The sequence below is a fragment of the Nitrospira sp. CMX1 genome (genome assembly GCF_054902215.1).
Map to the genome: position 1 here is coordinate 16,398 of NZ_JBUBKD010000023.1, position 17,291 is coordinate 33,688.

The following is a 17,291-nucleotide window of genomic DNA, read 5'->3' on the forward strand; positions in this document are numbered from 1 at the left end:
AAAGCGATCGCTTTTTCTGACATTAAATCGCCATGAAAGTCTCTCACCCCATTGCCCGCAAGCTCCTGGCCAGGCTTGAATCGTCGGCCGGTGCGGTCGTCTCCGTAAAGGACCTCACAGAATTAGGGTCTCGAGCTGCTGTGGATCAAGCTCTCTCGCGGTTGGTCCGTGAGGGTCGTATTCTGCGGGTTCGACGAGGCCTGTACGCCTGGCCTCGCACCAGCGCGTTGCTCAAACGGCCGGCGGTGCCATCGCCTGATGAACTCGCCCAAGCCTGGGCCAAGAAGAATGGGTTACGGCTGGTTCCCTCCGGCGCCTATGCCGCCAACCTGCTCGGCCTTACCACTCAGGTCCCCGCAAGAATTACGTACTATACAAACGGACGAACCAAGACGCTGACACTGGGGCCTTACTCGGTTCGCCTCCTGAATCGGGGACCCAAGACCATGGATGTGGCAGGTCGGGTCAGCGCCCTCGTGCTTCAGGCACTGCGGTATGTCGGGAAAACGGGCGTGACTCCTGAGAAGATTGCCCGGCTCCGCTCAGTGCTCCACAAACGGGACAGGGCTGACCTTGCGCGGGCGCTCGCTCATGCTCCAGCTTGGATGAAGCCAGCCTTGTATCAGATCATTGAGAGAGAGGCCAGATAATGGACGGTGTGGCACAAGCTTCACCAAAGGATCGCGCTGATTTGTTTCAACAAGCGGCCGCTCAGTTGCGTCCAACACGGTCTCCCATCATCCTTGAAAAGGACTTCTGGGTCTGTTGGACATTGCGACGAGTCTTTGAGGTCATGCGCTTTCAACCTCAGCTCATTTTCAAGGGAGGCACCTCCCTATCTAAAGCCTATCATCTTATCGAACGATTTTCGGAAGATGTGGACCTCTCGTTGAGCAGGCAGGATCTCGGCTTTACCGATAAACGAGATCCAGAAGAACCAGGGATCAGCAAAAAGGAATCGATTCGTCGTCTTGATGCGCTCGTGTCCGCTTGTCAGAGCACCATCAAGGACAAGCTGTTCCCAGACCTTCGGAAGGATTTTGTTCGCGTGATCGGTCCATCCGGATGGAACGTTGCCCTTGATCCTGCCGACCCACAGACAGTGATCTTTACCTATCCTTCAAGCGGCTTCTCTGGGGATAGTCCGTCATACATTCGTCCTGCCATTCGGCTCGAGATGGGTGCGCGTTCAGACAATTGGCCGGCGGAGCAGCGTATCATTCGACCCTATGCCGCCGAAGCCTTCCCCGAGGCGTTTCGCGTCGCTGCCTCCTGCTCGGTGAACACCATGGAAGCCGTGAGGACCTTCTGGGAAAAAGCGACACTTCTTCATGCTGACTACCATCGCCCCGCAGAGAAGACACCCATGGAACGTGTGTCGAGACATTTTTACGACCTCTACCGATTGTCACACGATGACATCGGGCGGCAAGCGTTGGCTCGCCAGGATCTATTGGCCCGTGTTGTCACACACAAGCGACTGTTTTTTGCTTCGGCTTGGGCCAGCTATGAGACAGCCAGGCCAGGGAGCTTTCATCTTGTTCCGCTGGAGGATCGCTTGCCCACTCTTCGAAAGGACTATGCTGAAATGCGGGCCATGATCTTTGGGATGTATCCTTCGTGGGAAGAGGTCGTTGAAGGCTTGCGCGTGCTTGAGCAGCAGATCAATATGCTGCCAGGAGCCAAGTAGACCGCATGAGTCGTACTATCGGAACAGCGATCATAGAGACTCTGCGCAGCACGGCGAAAGCCTACGCGCCAGGGGATCAAGTTCCTCCTTGTGCTGTGTTGTGGCTAGATCCCGATCAATTATGGGCATCGGTGATACCCGACCTTAGCAAGTCGATGCCGGAACTTTTTGCCCTAGGACCATACGCGCCGGCAGAACGCAGAGGCCCAGCTTTATGGCTTCGCTGTGTCGAGGGACGAACCGTCCCTGAGGCGCCAGTTGTCGGTACGACCCCAATTTTTTATCTCTCGGATGTCAAGCTTGACCAACTGAGAGACCTTGAAGCGATCTCTCCCGATCTCGCCCCCTTAGCGGAGATGCAATTCCGCGGGGTGCTGTGGTTGCATCCCAACGGCAAGGAGTGGACGCCGTTCGCATTTCTGGTTTCCAGTCACGGCAGTCTTAGTCTTGATATTCCGCGTGATCAAGCGACCCAGGACGCTTTGCTGCGCGCTCTACCGAAGCTGATGCAAGAGCCGGTGGATGATCTGCGCGGTAGAGTGCTGGATGCCGACCTCTTCAACGAACTCATCGCTCCAGATGCTGCGGGGCTCATCTTGCGTTGGCTCAACGATGTCAATGGTTTTGGGAAGCGGATGGGCATCTCAGAATGGAAGGCGTTCCGTCAACAGTGCATCACCGACTATCGATTCGATCCAGAAAAGGACGGTCCGATCCGAGCGACGGAGCTCCTTGCTAATCGAAGCAATCACTGGGCAACGGTTTGGAAACGTTTCGCTGAAGTGCCGGCCAACTATCGAGGTGTAGTTGAATGGCTCAGACGAGCTGCGCCCCAAAGCCGTTCGATGTATGACACCGGCGAGACATGGCCTTCAATCAACGATGAACAGGAGCGCCAATTGGGAGCAGCGCTTGCTGCGTTGAAAGATCAGACTCAGGATCGGGCCGCTCGTGAGATTTTGGAGTTCGAAAGTCATCACGGGATTCGTCGCCATTCTCCTTGGTGTGCACTGGGCCTGACTCCACTGGCCGTGGCTCTGGAACCTCTGGCGAAGGTGGCAACTCTTTGCCAAAAAGCATCAGGTGGCCCAACGGCTGAGACATTGGCTGAGGTCTACGTCAAGCAGGCCTATGAGATAGATGCTGCGGCCCTTGCTGTGATGGCCTCTTGCGAAACGATTGATCAGCATGAACCAGTACTCGGAGCATTACGAGCCATATATTTACCGTGGGTGGAGGCGACGGCTCGGCATCTTCAGTACTTGCTCGCAGGAACCAGAAAATCTCCAGCCAGGCGGCATCCTCCCAACAAACCTTTTGCAGGCCATGTTGTGTTGTTTGCTGATGGACTTCGGTTCGACGTCGCCACGCTTCTCAAAGAACGGCTGGCTGAAGATGGTCAAGATGTGACTCTCGATTGGGATTGGGCACCGCTGCCTAGTGTGACGGCTACGGCGAAGCCGATGTGCTCCCCTCTCGGTGAGCGGTTGCGAAACGGAGACATAAGCGACGAGTTTGCTCCGACCTTGGAGAATGGCCAACGGGTCACGCAGGACCGGTTTATCCAAGCATTGAAGACTAGCGGTTGGCAGATTTTCGAAGGGATAGAGACAGGTGATCCGAGCGGGTCGGCGTGGACTGAAGCCGGGACGCTGGATAAACGAGGACATACCGAAGGTTGGAAGCTAGCTCGGGCCGTATCAAGCGAGGTTCGTGACCTCGCCATTCGTATTCGGCAGTTATTAGATGCGGGTTGGTCAGAGGTTCATGTGGTGACTGATCACGGATGGCTGCTTATCCCTGGTGGTCTCCCAAAGGTGGAGCTGAAAGCTTTCCTTGCAGAACAGCGCTGGGGTCGCTGTGCCGCTATCAAGCCAACGGTAGCCACAAATCTGCCCGAGTTCACTTGGCACTGGAATGACGCTGTTCGAGTTGTGGTGCCGCCAGGTGCCGGCTGTTTCAAAGCGGGGATGGAATACTCGCACGGTGGCGTCTCTTTGCAGGAGATGGTAGTCCCGCACATGACGGTACGCCGTGGACGCAGTCTTGAGAAGGCAACGCATATTGGAGAAGCGCGTTGGACAGGAGCGCGATGCCGCATTACGGTCAGGGGATCTATCGCGGGCCATTCTATCGACGTCCGCTTGCGTCAGGGGGATGCGAGCACGTCGTTTTTGGTAGGTAAGCAAGCTAGAGTGATCGGAGAAGATGGCTCGGTAGCGGTCTTCTTGGCCGACGACGCAGATACGGGACAACAAGCCACCATCATTCTATTAGATGCATCCCATCAGGTCATCCATTTCATGCCTACGACGTTAGGAGTGAACCCATGACTCTGGAGCTAGACTCACTCGACAAAATCACAGCCAGGGCATTTGAAGGCTATGTTGTCCGGAAGGATCTCGTCAGAAAATTTAAGGGGCAGTACCCAGTGCCGACCTATGTGGCGGAATTCTTGCTCGGTCGCTATTGCGCCTCGGTCGATGAAGACGAAATCCGGGAAGGGCTGCAAATTGTTGAACGCCAGCTCGGGGAAAAGACGGTCCGAGCGGGCGAGCACGAACTATTTAAGGCCCGCGCGAAGGACAAAGGGCATGTGAAGCTCATCGATCTGGTCACGGCCCGCCTTGATGCCTCGAGCGATTCATTTTTAGCAACCCTGCCGAGCTTACAGCTCAAGGATGTGCGGATTAGCCCTGAGTTGGTACATGCCAATGAACGGATGCTCACCGGCGGTTTCTATGCCGAAGTTGAGCTGACGTATGACCCGACCATTGCGCAAGAGCGGAACGGTAGGCCCTTCGGGGTGGAATCGTTACGGGAGATCCAAATTTCAAAACGAGAGGTGCTGCCAACATTGTATCGAGGTAGAGAGTTGTTCTCTTCTGATGAATGGAAACAGTTCCTGATCAGAAGCGTTGGCTTGGAACCTCAGAAGCTCAGTGCTCGAGCTCAAGACATGTGCATTCTGCGCATGGTTCCCTTCGTGGAGCGGAACTACAACATGGTGGAACTTGGGCCACGGGGGACTGGTAAGAGCCATTTATTTCAGCAAATCTCCCCCTATGCGCATCTAATCTCCGGCGGTAAGGCGACTGTGGCGCGGATGTTTGTCAACAACGCATCCGGGCAACGTGGTCTAGTCTGCCAGTATGACGTGGTGTGTTTTGACGAAATCTCCGGTGTGTCCTTCGATCAGAAGGATGGCGTGAATATCATGAAGGGCTACATGGAGTCGGGTGAATTCAGCAGAGGGAAGGAGAGTATTCGTGCCGATGGCGGAGTCGTGATGGTCGGCAACTTTGATGTGGATGTGCAACATCAACAGCGCGTTGGTCATTTGTTTGGTCCTCTCCCCCAGGAGATGCGTGACGACACCGCGTTCATGGATCGCATTCATTCCTATTTGCCTGGTTGGGATCTGCCAAAAATTAATCGCGACGTCTTGACCGATCACTTTGGGCTGGTCAGCGATTTTCTCTCTGAATGCTGGAACCAATTGCGGCGTCAGGGTCGACAATCAGTTATCCAGGGTAGAGTGCATCTTGGAGGAGCCTTAAGCGGGCGCGATGCAACGGCTGTCCAGAAGACCGTGAGCGGCCTAGTCAAGCTCTTATCGCCAAATCCTGAAACACCTGTTTCGGACGAGCTTCTCGAATGGGCCTTGCGGCTCGCGCTTGAGTGTCGGCGAAGAGTTAAAGAGCAGCAGAAGCGGATTGGTTCGGCCGAGTTCCGGAACACGCAATTTAGCTACGCATTGGGCGAAGAAGGTGTGGAGAAGTTCGTCTCTACACCCGAGCTTTATAGCGAGGATAGTATCGGTACAGATCCATTACCTCCCGGTCAGGTGTGGGTCATATCTCCCGGTTCGCAAGAAGAGAATGCCGGTCTCTATCGCATTGATGTCACCGAGGGGCCTGGCAGTGGCGTGAAGATTCTGAATCAGCCAGCCCCCCCGCCTTTCAAAGAAAGTGTTCGCTGTGCCGAGCAGAATCTCTATGCTCGGGCGAAGGAATTGGTCGGCGATCGCGATCCCAGAGAACACGAATTTTCCGTTCAACTGCGGGCGTTTGACTCGTCCAAGAGCGGTGCTTTGGTGGGTGTTGGCGTTCTTCTAGGTCTTTGTTCGGCACTCCTGCAAAAGTCTCTCAAAGGCGGGCTAGTCGTCGTTGGCGGCTTAAACCTTGGAGGGTCCATTGATCCTGTGTACAACGCTGTCAGTATTGCCGAGCTCGCAGTCGAAAAGGGGGCAACAACCCTCCTTATCCCCGTGTCAGCTAGAAAGCAAATGAATGATTTGTCCGATGATATGGTCACAAAGATCAACATTCAATATTTCACGGAAGGGAAGGATGGTCTGATTAAGGCGCTTCAGGACTAAATGCTTTCTAGGTCCAGTGTGATTGTTGAGATAGGCGATGCAGGTGGCGGGGATACAGATGGTTGAGTGAAAGGTATGTGCGCAACGCCATCGCGGATGGCAATGCGTCAGGACATGCTTTCGATCTTATGGTGTGGATCATATGGGGGCTGGCTGTAGCGAGGCTCTCGGACAAGAGAGGTAATTAGGATCTCGGAGTAAAGGAAGCCGCACCAGCTGAGCCGCAGCAAAGTTGAACTGTTTCAATTCTGGGGGCGATGCTTGCGCGGGGCTCTTGTGGGGGAGTAACCTCTATTCGAGAACGATCCTTGTGCAGGGGGCTACGATGCCACTGCTTCTTTTCTTGCTCCTCCTAGTCCCTCTTTCTACCTCCGCCAAAGATCTCGGAGAACTGAGCGCGAATCCTTACCAGCAGAACTCGACGGCCAATCCCTTCGGGGCGGGGAGTCCATTTGCGCCGAACGGAATCAACAATTCCTTCAGCACTTATGGCAGTCCGTTCAACAACAAATCAGCGACGAATCCTTTCGCGACCGATGCACCAAGGCTCTACGACCAGGAGGGAAATTACCGCGGCAAGTTGAGCGCCAATCCCTATGATCCCGATTCAACCAGCAATCCCTACGGCCAGTACGGGTCTCGGTTTTCGCCTGACTCCATCAACAATCCTTACGGTGCAGGCAGTCCCTATCGCTTCGATAGCCCCACCAATCCCTATGGCCGCGGTTTGAGAATCGAAGGACAGTGAAAGATACTCATGCCCATCTGTATCTGTCATGGCGCCCAACCACTCATCGAAACGACCGGTGACCAAACTACGATGTGGGGACATCAAACCGAAAATCTGGCAGAACGTCAGCGAGAAGGGACCGATCTTCGCAACGACCACTTCTAGACCGTTCAAGGACCAGTCCGATGCCTGGTTCACGGCACCTCGCTCGGTCTCAATGACCTGGAAGCGCTCATGAATTTCGTATTTAAGGCGAAGGAGTGGTTTACTGCTCAGAAATGCCACTATGACCACAATTACTTTTCCTGTCTTCATGATGGAGATGATCGAGCAGGGTCTAACGGCCAGCCATCATGTTGAGGGCGGCGATTAAGAGACCGGATTTCAGGCGGGCCTAAATCTAACCATGGGGGCACTGTTTGCAGTATGACGCTCTTTCGTTATGCTGTGAGGATTCGCAGCAAACTATAGTTTAGGTAAATTGGTGTTCCGATGGGTCCTCGATCACGCACTGACATTATTATCTAATTCTTCAACCTCTTCAAAAGCCTCAGCAATTGCACCTGCAATGGCTTCGGAAAAGAAACTTTTCCATCCTGAAATTTCGCAAAGCACAGGTCGAATATCACGAAGAAATCGCTTTGAAGGGATCGCTCGTTGTGAATCTGGCGAAGCTGTAGTAGTGCCTGGCCATGACAGCTCCGAACCTTTAAGCCGCTCCCGCACGGACAAGCATGATGTCCGCGATAACCGTGTTCGAGAAGAAAACATACGACGCCGAGCGCCGCAAGATCATCGCGCAGGCAAAGGGTGTCGATATAGTGACGAAGGATACCTTCGTGCCCATGTTCCGATTCATCAAATGGATGACGCCCGTGTTTCTTGAAGAAACAGTACCCATAAAGGTATGGGATAACCAACCGGTTAACGAATCCGAGCAATGTCGGCTGCTCGAAGAAGATGCGGCGCTGTTCAATAGGGACCGCCAAGCACAGAGTGCCCGATGGATTGCGATGCTTGTAGTCGGCCTCAATCCTACCGCCGGTTTCCCGGACCCGTGGTAACGACTCGGGAAAGTCGTTTGGAACTATTAACTCGATCTCGAAAGACTCCGAGATTGTCTCCAGGCCGTCGGCGGATGCTTCGAACGGAAGCACACCAGTCACAATCGTTCCGGCAGCATCCGTGATAACCGTCGCCAGGTTTTTGTGAAAGTCGGTAAGTTCGGCAATTTGCCGCTGAAGCTCTTGTGTCATTCTTCCTGCCATGGTTTGGGAGGGCTGGTGATGTGGATGCGCGGGTGCGTATCGATGACCGCATCCGGCGGAACCAGAACATCAAGGTGCTTCGTCACAACCCCCATGCCCAGGGCGCGGCTCAACCCCTCCTTAATCACACGCGGCTTGGTTTCGTTGACGATGTTCAGTAGGTCATTCTGCAGGGTATCGACCCAGGTAAAGAAGGCCCGCGCCCGTGCGTGATTGTCCTCATGCCAACGATCTGCGAAATTTTCTTCTGGGTTTGCTGGATTGCCGATGTACCACTTACCGTTCGGCAAACGCCGGATCAAGCCGATGTCCGCGAGTGACCGCTCAATGTTTTTACCCTCAACTAAGGCAGCATGAGCCTGAAGCTTCTGGACGATACCAAAGAGGGCCGAGTAGATGTCGGCCTCGTTGGTGTACAGAGTAGCTGCTAGGGTAGTAGGGATGATCGAGATCGGCGCATAGTCGAGACGGTCATGATGATTGAAACGCAGGTCGCGGTGACGCTTCATGAGCTGAATCGAACGCTGTAGCGGGGTCCGGACCAACTGGTCCGGCACTTCGTCGATGCTTGCATAGATATTCGGCGCACGACGCTGAATTGCCCGCTTCTGCTCTAAGGACTCTCGCAGAAAAGCAACCGCATTCTTCTGATCGAACCAGTAGCCGTACCCACGTGGGTTACTGGAAGACCACGAATAGACAGCGCCCGACCTGTGCGTGATTGCAATGGCGGTGTCGAGTAGTCCAAGCGGCTCGGGAACCGCTGGTAGTACATCCATATGGAACCCGACGCCATCATCCTCGGCGTATTCGAGCGTCCAACAACGGCGGCCTTCCGGTTCGAGCATTTTCTTGTAGGTGCCGTGCTCACGAAGCCGGTCGCCTACGGTGGTTTTCACGCTTTGAGGCGTCGTCTCGCCCTTGCGCAGTGGCAACTCGCACACGAGGTCAATATCATAGGATGTCTCGATTCCATTCCGGATCGGGCGCACGACCGTTCCTAAGCGAAATGAGCCCTGAACGCAGATGCTTGGTTCGTCCCCGCATCCTTGGTATCTGCCATCATGGAGCCACTCTCCGACAGCCTGGTAGCGATCCACGGCGTCTTGGTACTTTCCGGGCGGGATATCGATCTCTGTCGCGACTTGTTCGAGAAACGCCGAATACTTCTTGATGTCCATCGTCATGACGACAATCTCCTTCCTGATGCATTACCCGGCTCTTCATTGAGTGCGTAAACCGGCAAGAAAGCTTCTGCAGGCTGACTGAAGAACACGGGATCGAGAACCGGCTGCCGATCGCGTGCCATGGAGAACCCAAGCCCCTTGAGGTCCTGGATGACGCGGGTGTCATCCATCTTGTAGGCATTGCAAGGAACGGTGTGATTGATTCGGTAGATAGCCGTACGCTCATGCTCATGGCCGGTGAGCAGTTTCGCGATGCCCATTGCGCCGTGCGACTGGCCATCCATGAACAGCTTGATTGCCTTCGTGCCAAGCGATCCAATACCTGCCCATTTCGGGACCTTATACGCCTCTTCAAGACATCCGAGACTAAGTATGTGTAGGGACGTGCGGGGCCAGCCAAGCAGCGTAACTGCCTCTACGGTAGCAAGCGCAATCGGATTGTTCGCCCATGTTCCGCCATCAGTGAGGCCGACAGAATGTTGCGTGATGTGGTGGCGGAAGTAGGTTGGCGCGGCTGAGGTTGCCAACGCAGCATCGACTGCCAAGCATTTGTAGTCGTTACGAAGCCGTGCATGATGCGCTGTTTTGTAGATATAGACCGACCGTGCGACAGGATTCCATGCGGGGATCAACAGCCGTGTGCGAGCGTCGCCGATGTGCTTGCTGCCAAGAGTGTCTTCAAGCACGGTCCGCAGCGGGTTTGAATTGTGCTTGTTCATCATCAGCCAGCGTCCGCACCGTAGCTTGTCGAAAATGAAGTCCGCGACTGCTCCTCGCCCTTGCCCGAAAATCTCCGGGCCTCTCTTTTCATAAAGGTCAAGAAGTTCCGACGCACGCAACCCCATGCCGAGGCCAAGCGCGATGATGCCACCGGTAGAGGTCCCAGCGATGAGGTCGAAGTACGATCCGATGGGGCGACCCTGTAGGTGTTCTTCGAGACCCGCAAGAAAAGCGGCAGGGAACGTGCCGAGAATTCCGCCTCCATCAATGCACAGAATGCGGCGTTTAGGGAGTTGTTGCTCTTCTTCGTTCTTCAAGCGATCAGCCTTTCTATTTTCCGCTCGGCGGGCCTGAACACATTTGTCTTGTCAAATTTGATGCTCATTAGTTATATTGTATGCCTGTACAGACTACATGGACAAATAATTGCCTTGCTACAGTGTCGATGTTTAACAAGATAATTCCACATATGTTGTCCGGTGCAGACAACACAGTATAGACGTTTTATGGCCCTGTCAAGAGGATGCTGATGTCGTTTGGATACGCGCTGAAGAAGTTCCGGGAAGACCGAGACCTAAGTCTTCGGGAACTTGGGAAGCTATGCGAGATTGACCATGCCTATATTCATCGGTTGGAGAAAGATGAGAAGACCGCCCCGTCCGATGAAGTCGTAGCTTCATTCATAAGGTACTTGAAGCTCACGCCGCGCCGTGCGCAGCTCTTAAAGTTGCTAGTCGGTAAGACCGTTCATGAGCAACTTATTGACGTTTACATCGAGGACCAAGGCCGCGACCTGGAACTACTATTACCGGCCTATCAGATGAGTTTCCGGGGAAAGCGTCCGGAATCGAAAGATGAGTGGCGTGCACATCTCAATCGCCTTGCCAAGTTTCTTAATGACGATGAGGGCTGAATGGACGAATTTCAGGTCATCCTGAAAGCTCGCCAATTGTTCCGGAATACCGGCATCACATCGATTCCGATCGATCTTGAACGATTCGCTGCCGCCGCGAATGCCAAGATCAAAGTCGCTAACGACCTAACCGATGACGAATCAGGTCAGACCACACAGTTCAAGGGCAAGAATATCATCATCGTGAATGGCAATCATCGCGAGGAACGTCAACGGTTCACTGTACTACATGAAATCGCCCACATCATTCTTGAGCTGCCCTCTGAACACCACGGCACGAAACTGACATCCAACACATTGATGCGTTATGGCCGCCGCCCTCAGGAGGAAATCTTCTGCGATGTGTTCGCGGCGGAATGCCTGCTTCCCTATGACATTTTCGTTAAGGACGTGAGTGATCTTGATATCTCAATGGCTGCCGTAAAGGAACTGGCGGAGAAGTACAAGGCCTCGATGACAACGACCGGGTCGCGTTTTGCTCTCAGCGCCAACGAACCCTGTGCGTTCGTATTGAGCGAAGACAACTACGTCCGCTACGTCTCCCGCTCGAAATTCTTGAACGAGATGAAAGGTTGGATTGACTTCAACGTGCCCCTGCCCAAAGAGAGCGTCGCCCACCGTTTAATGCAGGGCTCCTCAAAGAGCGAGGAATACGACACGCTCCCCTCGCATGTCTGGTTCAGAGACGGTATCCGGAATCGACAATTGTTGGCGGAAGAGGCTCTTCTGCTGCGGGAATGGAACCAGTGCCTTTCGCTGATCTGGTTCGACGAGAGCATGGAATCTACCCACGAGCGCTGTGACGAAGACGATGACGATCAAGCCCTGCTCAAGGAACTTGACGGTACACTATCGTGGCCGTCAAAGCGCCGCCACAATAACAAGTCGCTTTCGTGCGAACGAACCTCATAACGAAACGAGCGATACGGTTTAAGCAGGAACCCGGTGGTTTGCTTTCCGTTGCGTCGCCGGATGCGTGGGAAAAGCGCATGGCCAAGAGTGTGGCCGACTGCGCTTAGCGGTCCTCACCAGCCGCTACCTGGGTGATTCTGTGACTTGATGGGGTCCGGGGAAAACCGATGTCTCCCCGTAGCAATCAAACGGCGAGCCTTCGTGCTCCCCCCATACACCCATGAGCAACTCTGCGGATTGGATATGCTCAACCTCACCGCCTGAACCCGCCGGTATGCAGGAGGATGCAACGGGGGCCAATTTAACGAGAATGTGGAACGGGGTTGGTGCGCACTCGCTTCACTACTGCTATTCATCAGGACATAAGTTTTCGCTTCTCTCCCATCGCCTTTTCACCAGAATTATGGTGTTTCACTGCATCCCTAGAAGCTCTTCCACAATCTTCGTGGGATGCTCCCCTCGTATCTCCGCTGCTTCATAAAAGATCGATAGGAGCGTGCCATTCAAAACCTGCCTCACACACCAGCCAAGGCGACGATTTTCATCACATCCGTCTCAGTATGGGCACAGCAGGGGCAATAGATGGCCCGCCGTCTGATCTCGGGAAAGACAATCTCCGCGCCGAGAATCCGCAGGCAACGTCGAACCGAAAGCCGGACGTTCATTACCGGCTGCCCGATCCTAAGTGACCATATCCCTACGATCGAGCACGCGTCGCTTTTCCTCATAGTCCCTGACTGGCCGGCTGTCGGTGTTCATGCGCGGCTGGCCGGGCGGGGCTTTTCAGCCTGCGGCGCCGCACAGGCCGCGCCAGAGCTGAAGCAGTTCTGTCACGGTTGACCCTGTGCAATCCGCCCCTGCGGCACGCCCGCCGCCCGCACGCGCCGTCCTCCTTTTCTCCTGCCGGGTTGAGTTGGCTCTCCACCTGTCGTGAGAGAGCCAACATCAACATCGAAAAGGAGGACATCATGAACACCAGCACCGGCAACACTTACAACGACGGGATCACGCGGCAGGATGTTTATACTCGCGTCACCGACCGAATTGTGGCTGATCTTGAACGGGGCGTCCGTACATGGGTGAAGCCGTGGAACGCTGAACACGCCGCATGCAAGATCACTCGCCCCTTGCGGCACAATGGCGTGCCCTATTCCGGCATCAATATCCTGATATTATGGAGCGCTGCCGTGGCCGGAAGCTTCACCGCTCCCCTCTGGATGACATTTAAGCAGGCCTTGGAGCTGAAGGCGCATGTCCGCAAGGGCGAGAAAGGCTCCCTCGTCGTTTATGCGAATTCAATCACGCGCAAGGAAACCAATGGTGAAACCGGGGAGGAAATCGACCGTGCAATCCACTTCATGAAGGGTTACACGGTCTTTAACGTCGAGCAGATCGAGGGCCTGCCCGCCCACTATTACACCAAGCCGGAACCGCGCCTTTCACCGATTCAACGCATCGAGCACGCGGAAACCTTCTTCAGCAGCCTCCAGGCCGACATCCGGCACGGCGGGATGCAGGCCTACTACGCGCAGGAACCCGATTACATCCAGATGCCGCCATTCGAGGCCTTCCCCGATGCGGGTAACTACTACGCGACCCTTGCCCATGAATCCATGCACTGGACCAAACACCCCTCGCGCCTTGCCCGTGAATTCGGGCGCAAGAAATGGGGCGACGAGGGCTACGCCGAGGAAGAACTTGTCGCCGAGCTGGGCGCGGCCTTCCTGTGCGCCGACCTCGAACTGTCCTTGACGCCGCGAGAGGATCACGCGTCGTATATCGCCCACTGGCTCACCGTCCTGAAGAACGACAAGCGTGCGATCTTCCGCGCCGCAGCCCACGCGCAACGTGCTGCCGACTTTCTGCACCGGCAGCAGCAACCGGCGCAGCGGTAGGCGGCATGCTTTCCACAAATCGTAGCCCGTCTCCGAGCCTTTCCCGGACGGAGGTACGGTCAGCACAACCTCATAGGAAGTATAGATGACCACATCTTTTGAAAACCTGACTCACACTCCCGCCAACGCGACGACCTTCATCACATCCGTCTCGCGGTGCGCACAGCACGGGCAATAGATAGCCCGCTGTCTGATCTCGGGAAAGACAATCTCCACCCCGAGAATCCGTAGACAACGTCGGACCGACAGCCGGACGTTCATCACCGGTTTGCCTGGGGCAAGCCGCTTCGGCGACAGCCATTCATAGGCATGGGGCAGGAGATCGCCGATCGTATGGACTCCCCGCTGTTTCAGATCCTGGTGCGCACGGGCGTTAAGCAGCAGACTAGCGATGGGTTGTGACGCAAAGCGCCGCACGGCGTCAGGAGGGATGCGTCGGCCCGTCTTCCGATCCAGCATCCGTTGTGTCATGAAGCAATAGGTGGCGTCGAGGACCACGAAAGTTCGTCCATTGATGGCAGCAAAGATGTGTTCGATCAGACTCTCGTCGCAGCGCCGCTGTTCCCGGATCGAGTGATCAAGGCGCGCTGCTCGTTCGGTGATGGACACGCCATCACTAGCGCTGTCCCACTCGGACTGTGCCCAGGGACTGAGCCGACTATAGGCCGCGTCGAGGGCCGTGCGCTTAGTTGGATGGTTGACAACAATGTCCATCGTGAGCGTCGCTAATCGATCTTTCCGCATAGTGGTGCGTCCTTTCTTTCCTGCGATACCGGATAACTCGTAAGTCCTCGCGCCACACGAGCGCCCCTCTTCGCCTTGTGGTTACCCAGACAGGAGACGCAGGAGGCGCGTGGCGCCGTGGTTGTTATGAAGAAGGTCAGTTTTTGAGACTATTCCCTTGAGGTAGGAGAAGTTATTCGCAAGAGGGGAAAGATGGTATGTGTATTACTAACGAGGAATAAATAATGCCATATTTTAAATTAGGTTTTACTGCATCAGTACCGTTGGCGTACAAAAGTGGGCAGCTTTGGAAGGAAGCTCGGCGATGGCCAGGGCTACTCCGCGGCATCGTGGCCAGAGGCGCGGTGTGCTGTCTATGGGTCCCTGTTGAATGGACTATTGTTTTGGGCAGAGCTGGAGGAAGTTTCTTCGCATGACCATGGTTTTGAAGGGGGTTCCTGCCTGGATCATGTAGTACTTTGTGAGCGCGGCTTGGCATTCTTTCGGCGCCTGTGGGCCCGCTGCTAAGCATAGCAGACATTCACAGGCCAGCCTGGTGTCGCCCTCCAAAAAGGACGGTTTCAGCGCCGTTTGCGCCGCCGCATTCTGGGCCATGACGAGGAGGCCCACTCCCACAAGGACCACGATCCAGTCACGTTTCTTCCACGAATTCATGGGGTCACCTCCGTACGATCTAGAGGAATGTTCTCGACGATGGGAGTCATCGCCCACCTCTGGTCCGCTCCAAGACAGGGCTCGTGGTGGCATTCGGCGTTCGATCGGCCCGCGCGGCTGTGTGATCGAACCGAGGCACGACCGGATCCTGAGTTGCAACTCGTGCGGCATCTTTCAGGTGATGTTGTTCACGGCTCCCGAGGGACTCCAGCTTAATGACCTCCCAGCGATTGCGAATCGCTGGTTGTGGTGCCGTGCCAATCGAGGCGCCGGAACTATCCCGTACCGGAACCTTGACCGTCACGGGCTCATGCGCTTGCTGCACAAGTGCCACCGCATCACCACGCTGTACCTTCCTCTGTTCAAACGCGCGGCTCAGGTCGACGCCCCAGATCTCGCGTTCACCACGGTCTGTCGCCACCTTTACAAAATAGCTCTTGGCATTCCGGACATCGTGGTCATAGTGGTCGATCCCATGGTCCACGACGGTGCCCACCACGACTCGTTCGCCCTGCAGACGCGATTTCGCTTCTTCGATGGCCGCAGCGATCATGGCGGGCGAATCGCCCCGTGCCTTCAGGATGGCTTCAAGTGCCGTCACCGCGACCTGTTGGCCGGCACTCAGAGCCTTTCCCGGTTTGTTGACATAATCATCCGTCGCCCGATCATGTGAAATCTCGCGATCGACAGGGGGCTGTACTGTTTTGCCATGAACCGGGCGGTGATCTCTGCGGTCTTCCGCTCGCGCCAAGTCGATTCCACGTGGGGTATAGCCCTCCACATCGAGTCCAGCGATCGTCGCTTGCACCCACGCTTCCGTTTTGAACTCAGCCGTGCCGCTCACCCGTACGGTGGTCCAGCCCTTGTCTTTGGCCCGCAGCACCATCCCGTGAATGACGCTCGGGTCGTCATGTTCCGTGACCAAACGCTTCCCGTGATCCGTAAACGCGATCTTCGTCGGCTCACCGGGCGCCGTGCGGTAATAGAATTGCTCGCCGGCTTCGATGAATCGCTTCCGCAAGGAATCGGCGGCATCACGACGCTGATTGAGTCGTGGTTGTTCTGCATTCTCGCCCTGAGTGCCTTCTGCAGGCCTCGGCTCGTCGTTCTGCTTTGTCTCTCGCGCTTCGTCCACACCTATCTCATTCATGGTGTCCCTTCCTCTTTGCTATCCGTACCACTGTGGCCAGACGGACGACGGATTCCGCTCCTTCACTTCAATCTCCACCCGTCGGTTCTTCGCCCGACCTTTCTTCGTTGCATTGTCGGCTACGTGGTGCCCTATCGGGACGATGGTGATTTCGATGTGGTTCGGGTCATACCCCTGCGCGATGAGATAGGCGCGGGCTTTGTGCGCCCGTTGCTTGGCTGTCTCATGTTCGATCCACAGATCCTTGTCTCCGTCCGTGTACCCACGCACGTGCAGGCATGGACCACGGCTCATGATCTGTTTCAGGTGAGATTGCAGAGGCTTGCTGGGACGAAACTCAGAGCGTCCTGTCCGTTCCGCCACACGGAAGATGATACTGTGTCGGTGGAGTTCGACCTGTTCCCGTTCACTCAACTCGATGACCCGTGGTCTCCATGAATTGATCGGCTCTTTGTCTATTGGAGACGGAGGGGAGGGGGACGGCGCTGCTGATGGTCCAGAGCTGCAGGTAGGGGCCACCGAAGTCGATGGCTCCTCTTCACTCTGCGCTGCCTCGGTCCGTGATAGGCTCTGATCGGACGGAGCCGGAGTCGTACTACCATCGGATGATGTAGAAACGCTCGTCAGTGGACCTTTTGATTCTGGCGAGGCAGGGGGGATCGTCAGTGCTGTCTTTGTATTCGTGAGGCCGGACCGAGATTTACCTTTGGCCAGTTCTTGCTGGTTGAGTTGCATGAGCATCAGTGCGGCACTCAACTCCTGGACCTGTTGCGTGAGGCTGTCCATCTGCCTGGTGAGGAGACTCCGCTCCTGCTTCTCACGCTGGTCGCTTTTCACCCGCTCGCGGTACTGCTGGATCATCTCGTCGCTGTTGATGGGCACACGAGCCGCACCGGATGGCACCACTGGCTTTTGCGCACAGGCCAGCGTCGCGGTGTAGGCGATCAGGATGACAAGACCGTAAAGCACTCTCCGTGTTCTGATGCATGTCGTCATACGTCCCTCTCTTCTCTGTCTCGATCCATCAGGGATCGATCAACGTGCTTC

The 17,291-nt window shown here is 55.5% G+C and carries 17 protein-coding genes; 9 read left to right on the top strand and 8 right to left on the bottom strand.

Going from position 1 to position 17,291, the window contains the following annotated elements:
- The first annotated feature begins 32 nt into the window (after positions 1 to 32).
- The 6 genes from ACYX34_RS06715 to ACYX34_RS06740 all read left to right on the top strand — a co-directional run bounded on the left by ACYX34_RS06715 (position 33) and on the right by ACYX34_RS06740 (position 6,966).
- The gene (locus ACYX34_RS06715) at positions 33 to 650 is read left to right on the top strand and encodes a DUF6088 family protein (protein WP_462075782.1); all 618 of its coding nucleotides are present in this window, start codon (positions 33 to 35) and stop codon (positions 648 to 650) included.
- Positions 650 to 1,690: a nucleotidyl transferase AbiEii/AbiGii toxin family protein gene (locus ACYX34_RS06720; protein ID WP_462075783.1), complete on the top strand. Its 1,041-nt coding sequence runs from the start codon at positions 650 to 652 to the stop codon at positions 1,688 to 1,690. Before ACYX34_RS06715 ends, ACYX34_RS06720 begins: the two co-directional genes overlap by 1 nt.
- 5 nt (positions 1,691 to 1,695) lie before the next feature.
- Positions 1,696 to 4,023, top strand: coding sequence for a BREX-1 system phosphatase PglZ type B (gene pglZ, locus ACYX34_RS06725; protein ID WP_462075784.1), 2,328 nt, complete (start codon positions 1,696 to 1,698; stop codon positions 4,021 to 4,023).
- Positions 4,020 to 6,071 (top strand): BREX system Lon protease-like protein BrxL, encoded by a 2,052-nt coding sequence (gene brxL / locus ACYX34_RS06730; protein WP_462075785.1) that lies wholly within the window; start codon positions 4,020 to 4,022, stop codon positions 6,069 to 6,071. Before pglZ ends, brxL begins: the two co-directional genes overlap by 4 nt.
- Before the next feature lie 325 nt (positions 6,072 to 6,396).
- Positions 6,397 to 6,819, top strand: coding sequence for a hypothetical protein (locus ACYX34_RS06735; RefSeq protein ID WP_462075786.1), 423 nt, complete (start codon positions 6,397 to 6,399; stop codon positions 6,817 to 6,819).
- 9 nt (positions 6,820 to 6,828) lie between these two features.
- Complete coding sequence (locus ACYX34_RS06740; RefSeq protein ID WP_462075787.1) at positions 6,829 to 6,966, top strand: hypothetical protein; 138 nt, start codon at positions 6,829 to 6,831, stop codon at positions 6,964 to 6,966.
- Between the two features lie 359 nt (positions 6,967 to 7,325).
- Here the strand turns inward: ACYX34_RS06740 and ACYX34_RS06745 are convergent, their stop codons facing one another.
- From ACYX34_RS06745 to ACYX34_RS06755, 3 genes are read right to left on the bottom strand one after another with little or no spacing between them, the layout of a single operon-like run.
- Positions 7,326 to 8,057, bottom strand: coding sequence for a hypothetical protein (locus ACYX34_RS06745; protein WP_462075788.1), 732 nt, complete (start codon positions 8,055 to 8,057; stop codon positions 7,326 to 7,328).
- Positions 8,054 to 9,256, bottom strand: coding sequence for a nucleotidyltransferase domain-containing protein (locus ACYX34_RS06750; RefSeq protein ID WP_462075789.1), 1,203 nt, complete (start codon positions 9,254 to 9,256; stop codon positions 8,054 to 8,056). Before ACYX34_RS06750 ends, ACYX34_RS06745 begins: the two co-directional genes overlap by 4 nt.
- On the bottom strand, positions 9,253 to 10,293 hold the full coding sequence (locus tag ACYX34_RS06755) for a CBASS cGAMP-activated phospholipase (RefSeq protein WP_462075790.1): 1,041 nt from the start codon (positions 10,291 to 10,293) through the stop codon (positions 9,253 to 9,255). The genes ACYX34_RS06750 and ACYX34_RS06755 overlap by 4 nt, the downstream gene beginning before the upstream one ends.
- Before the next feature lie 212 nt (positions 10,294 to 10,505).
- Between ACYX34_RS06755 and ACYX34_RS06760 the strand changes: the two genes are divergently transcribed.
- Entirely contained in the window at positions 10,506 to 10,889 is a 384-nt protein-coding gene (locus ACYX34_RS06760) for a helix-turn-helix domain-containing protein (RefSeq protein WP_462075791.1), read from the top strand.
- The gene (locus ACYX34_RS06765; protein ID WP_462075792.1) at positions 10,890 to 11,801 is read left to right on the top strand and encodes an ImmA/IrrE family metallo-endopeptidase; all 912 of its coding nucleotides are present in this window, start codon (positions 10,890 to 10,892) and stop codon (positions 11,799 to 11,801) included.
- Between the two features lie 515 nt (positions 11,802 to 12,316).
- Here ACYX34_RS06765 and ACYX34_RS06770 read toward each other — a convergent pair.
- Positions 12,317 to 12,466, bottom strand: coding sequence for a hypothetical protein (locus ACYX34_RS06770; RefSeq protein ID WP_462075793.1), 150 nt, complete (start codon positions 12,464 to 12,466; stop codon positions 12,317 to 12,319).
- 303 nt (positions 12,467 to 12,769) lie between these two features.
- On the opposite strand from ACYX34_RS06770, the gene ACYX34_RS06775 reads away from it, so the two are divergent.
- Positions 12,770 to 13,696, top strand: coding sequence for an ArdC family protein (locus tag ACYX34_RS06775; RefSeq protein WP_462075794.1), 927 nt, complete (start codon positions 12,770 to 12,772; stop codon positions 13,694 to 13,696).
- A gap of 111 nt (positions 13,697 to 13,807) precedes the next feature.
- Here ACYX34_RS06775 and ACYX34_RS06780 read toward each other — a convergent pair whose 3' ends face one another.
- The 4 genes from ACYX34_RS06780 to ACYX34_RS06795 all read right to left on the bottom strand — a co-directional run bounded on the left by ACYX34_RS06780 (position 13,808) and on the right by ACYX34_RS06795 (position 17,240).
- Positions 13,808 to 14,440 carry a hypothetical protein gene (locus tag ACYX34_RS06780; protein ID WP_462075795.1) on the bottom strand — a complete coding sequence of 211 codons (633 nt, stop codon included), beginning with the start codon at positions 14,438 to 14,440 and terminating at the stop codon, positions 13,808 to 13,810.
- Between the two features lie 375 nt (positions 14,441 to 14,815).
- A complete protein-coding gene (locus tag ACYX34_RS06785) occupies positions 14,816 to 15,094 on the bottom strand; it encodes a TrbM/KikA/MpfK family conjugal transfer protein (RefSeq protein WP_462075796.1) in 279 nt (92 codons plus the stop codon).
- 46 nt (positions 15,095 to 15,140) lie between these two features.
- Positions 15,141 to 16,244 (bottom strand): LPD7 domain-containing protein, encoded by a 1,104-nt coding sequence (locus tag ACYX34_RS06790; RefSeq protein ID WP_462075797.1) that lies wholly within the window; start codon positions 16,242 to 16,244, stop codon positions 15,141 to 15,143.
- An 18-nt stretch (positions 16,245 to 16,262) separates the two neighbouring features.
- Complete coding sequence (locus ACYX34_RS06795; RefSeq protein WP_462075798.1) at positions 16,263 to 17,240, bottom strand: OmpA family protein; 978 nt, start codon at positions 17,238 to 17,240, stop codon at positions 16,263 to 16,265.
- Positions 17,241 to 17,291: the final 51 nt, after the last annotated feature.

Bases quoted from the DNA above. Each gene is read 5' to 3' on its own strand.
- ACYX34_RS06715 (WP_462075782.1), top strand. From the start codon at position 33: ATGAAAGTCTCTCACCCCATTGCCCGCAAGCTCCTGGCCAGGCTTGAA.
- ACYX34_RS06720 (WP_462075783.1), top strand. From the start codon at position 650: ATGGACGGTGTGGCACAAGCTTCACCAAAGGATCGCGCTGATTTGTTT.
- pglZ (WP_462075784.1), top strand. From the start codon at position 1,696: ATGAGTCGTACTATCGGAACAGCGATCATAGAGACTCTGCGCAGCACG.
- brxL (WP_462075785.1), top strand. From the start codon at position 4,020: ATGACTCTGGAGCTAGACTCACTCGACAAAATCACAGCCAGGGCATTT.
- ACYX34_RS06735 (WP_462075786.1), top strand. From the start codon at position 6,397: ATGCCACTGCTTCTTTTCTTGCTCCTCCTAGTCCCTCTTTCTACCTCC.
- ACYX34_RS06740 (WP_462075787.1), top strand. From the start codon at position 6,829: ATGCCCATCTGTATCTGTCATGGCGCCCAACCACTCATCGAAACGACC.
- ACYX34_RS06745 (WP_462075788.1), bottom strand. From the start codon at position 8,057: ATGACACAAGAGCTTCAGCGGCAAATTGCCGAACTTACCGACTTTCAC.
- ACYX34_RS06750 (WP_462075789.1), bottom strand. From the start codon at position 9,256: ATGACGATGGACATCAAGAAGTATTCGGCGTTTCTCGAACAAGTCGCG.
- ACYX34_RS06760 (WP_462075791.1), top strand. From the start codon at position 10,506: ATGTCGTTTGGATACGCGCTGAAGAAGTTCCGGGAAGACCGAGACCTA.
- ACYX34_RS06765 (WP_462075792.1), top strand. From the start codon at position 10,890: ATGGACGAATTTCAGGTCATCCTGAAAGCTCGCCAATTGTTCCGGAAT.
- ACYX34_RS06770 (WP_462075793.1), bottom strand. From the start codon at position 12,466: ATGAACGTCCGGCTTTCGGTTCGACGTTGCCTGCGGATTCTCGGCGCG.
- ACYX34_RS06775 (WP_462075794.1), top strand. From the start codon at position 12,770: ATGAACACCAGCACCGGCAACACTTACAACGACGGGATCACGCGGCAG.
- ACYX34_RS06780 (WP_462075795.1), bottom strand. From the start codon at position 14,440: ATGCGGAAAGATCGATTAGCGACGCTCACGATGGACATTGTTGTCAAC.
- ACYX34_RS06785 (WP_462075796.1), bottom strand. From the start codon at position 15,094: ATGAATTCGTGGAAGAAACGTGACTGGATCGTGGTCCTTGTGGGAGTG.
- ACYX34_RS06790 (WP_462075797.1), bottom strand. From the start codon at position 16,244: ATGAATGAGATAGGTGTGGACGAAGCGCGAGAGACAAAGCAGAACGAC.
- ACYX34_RS06795 (WP_462075798.1), bottom strand. From the start codon at position 17,240: ATGACGACATGCATCAGAACACGGAGAGTGCTTTACGGTCTTGTCATC.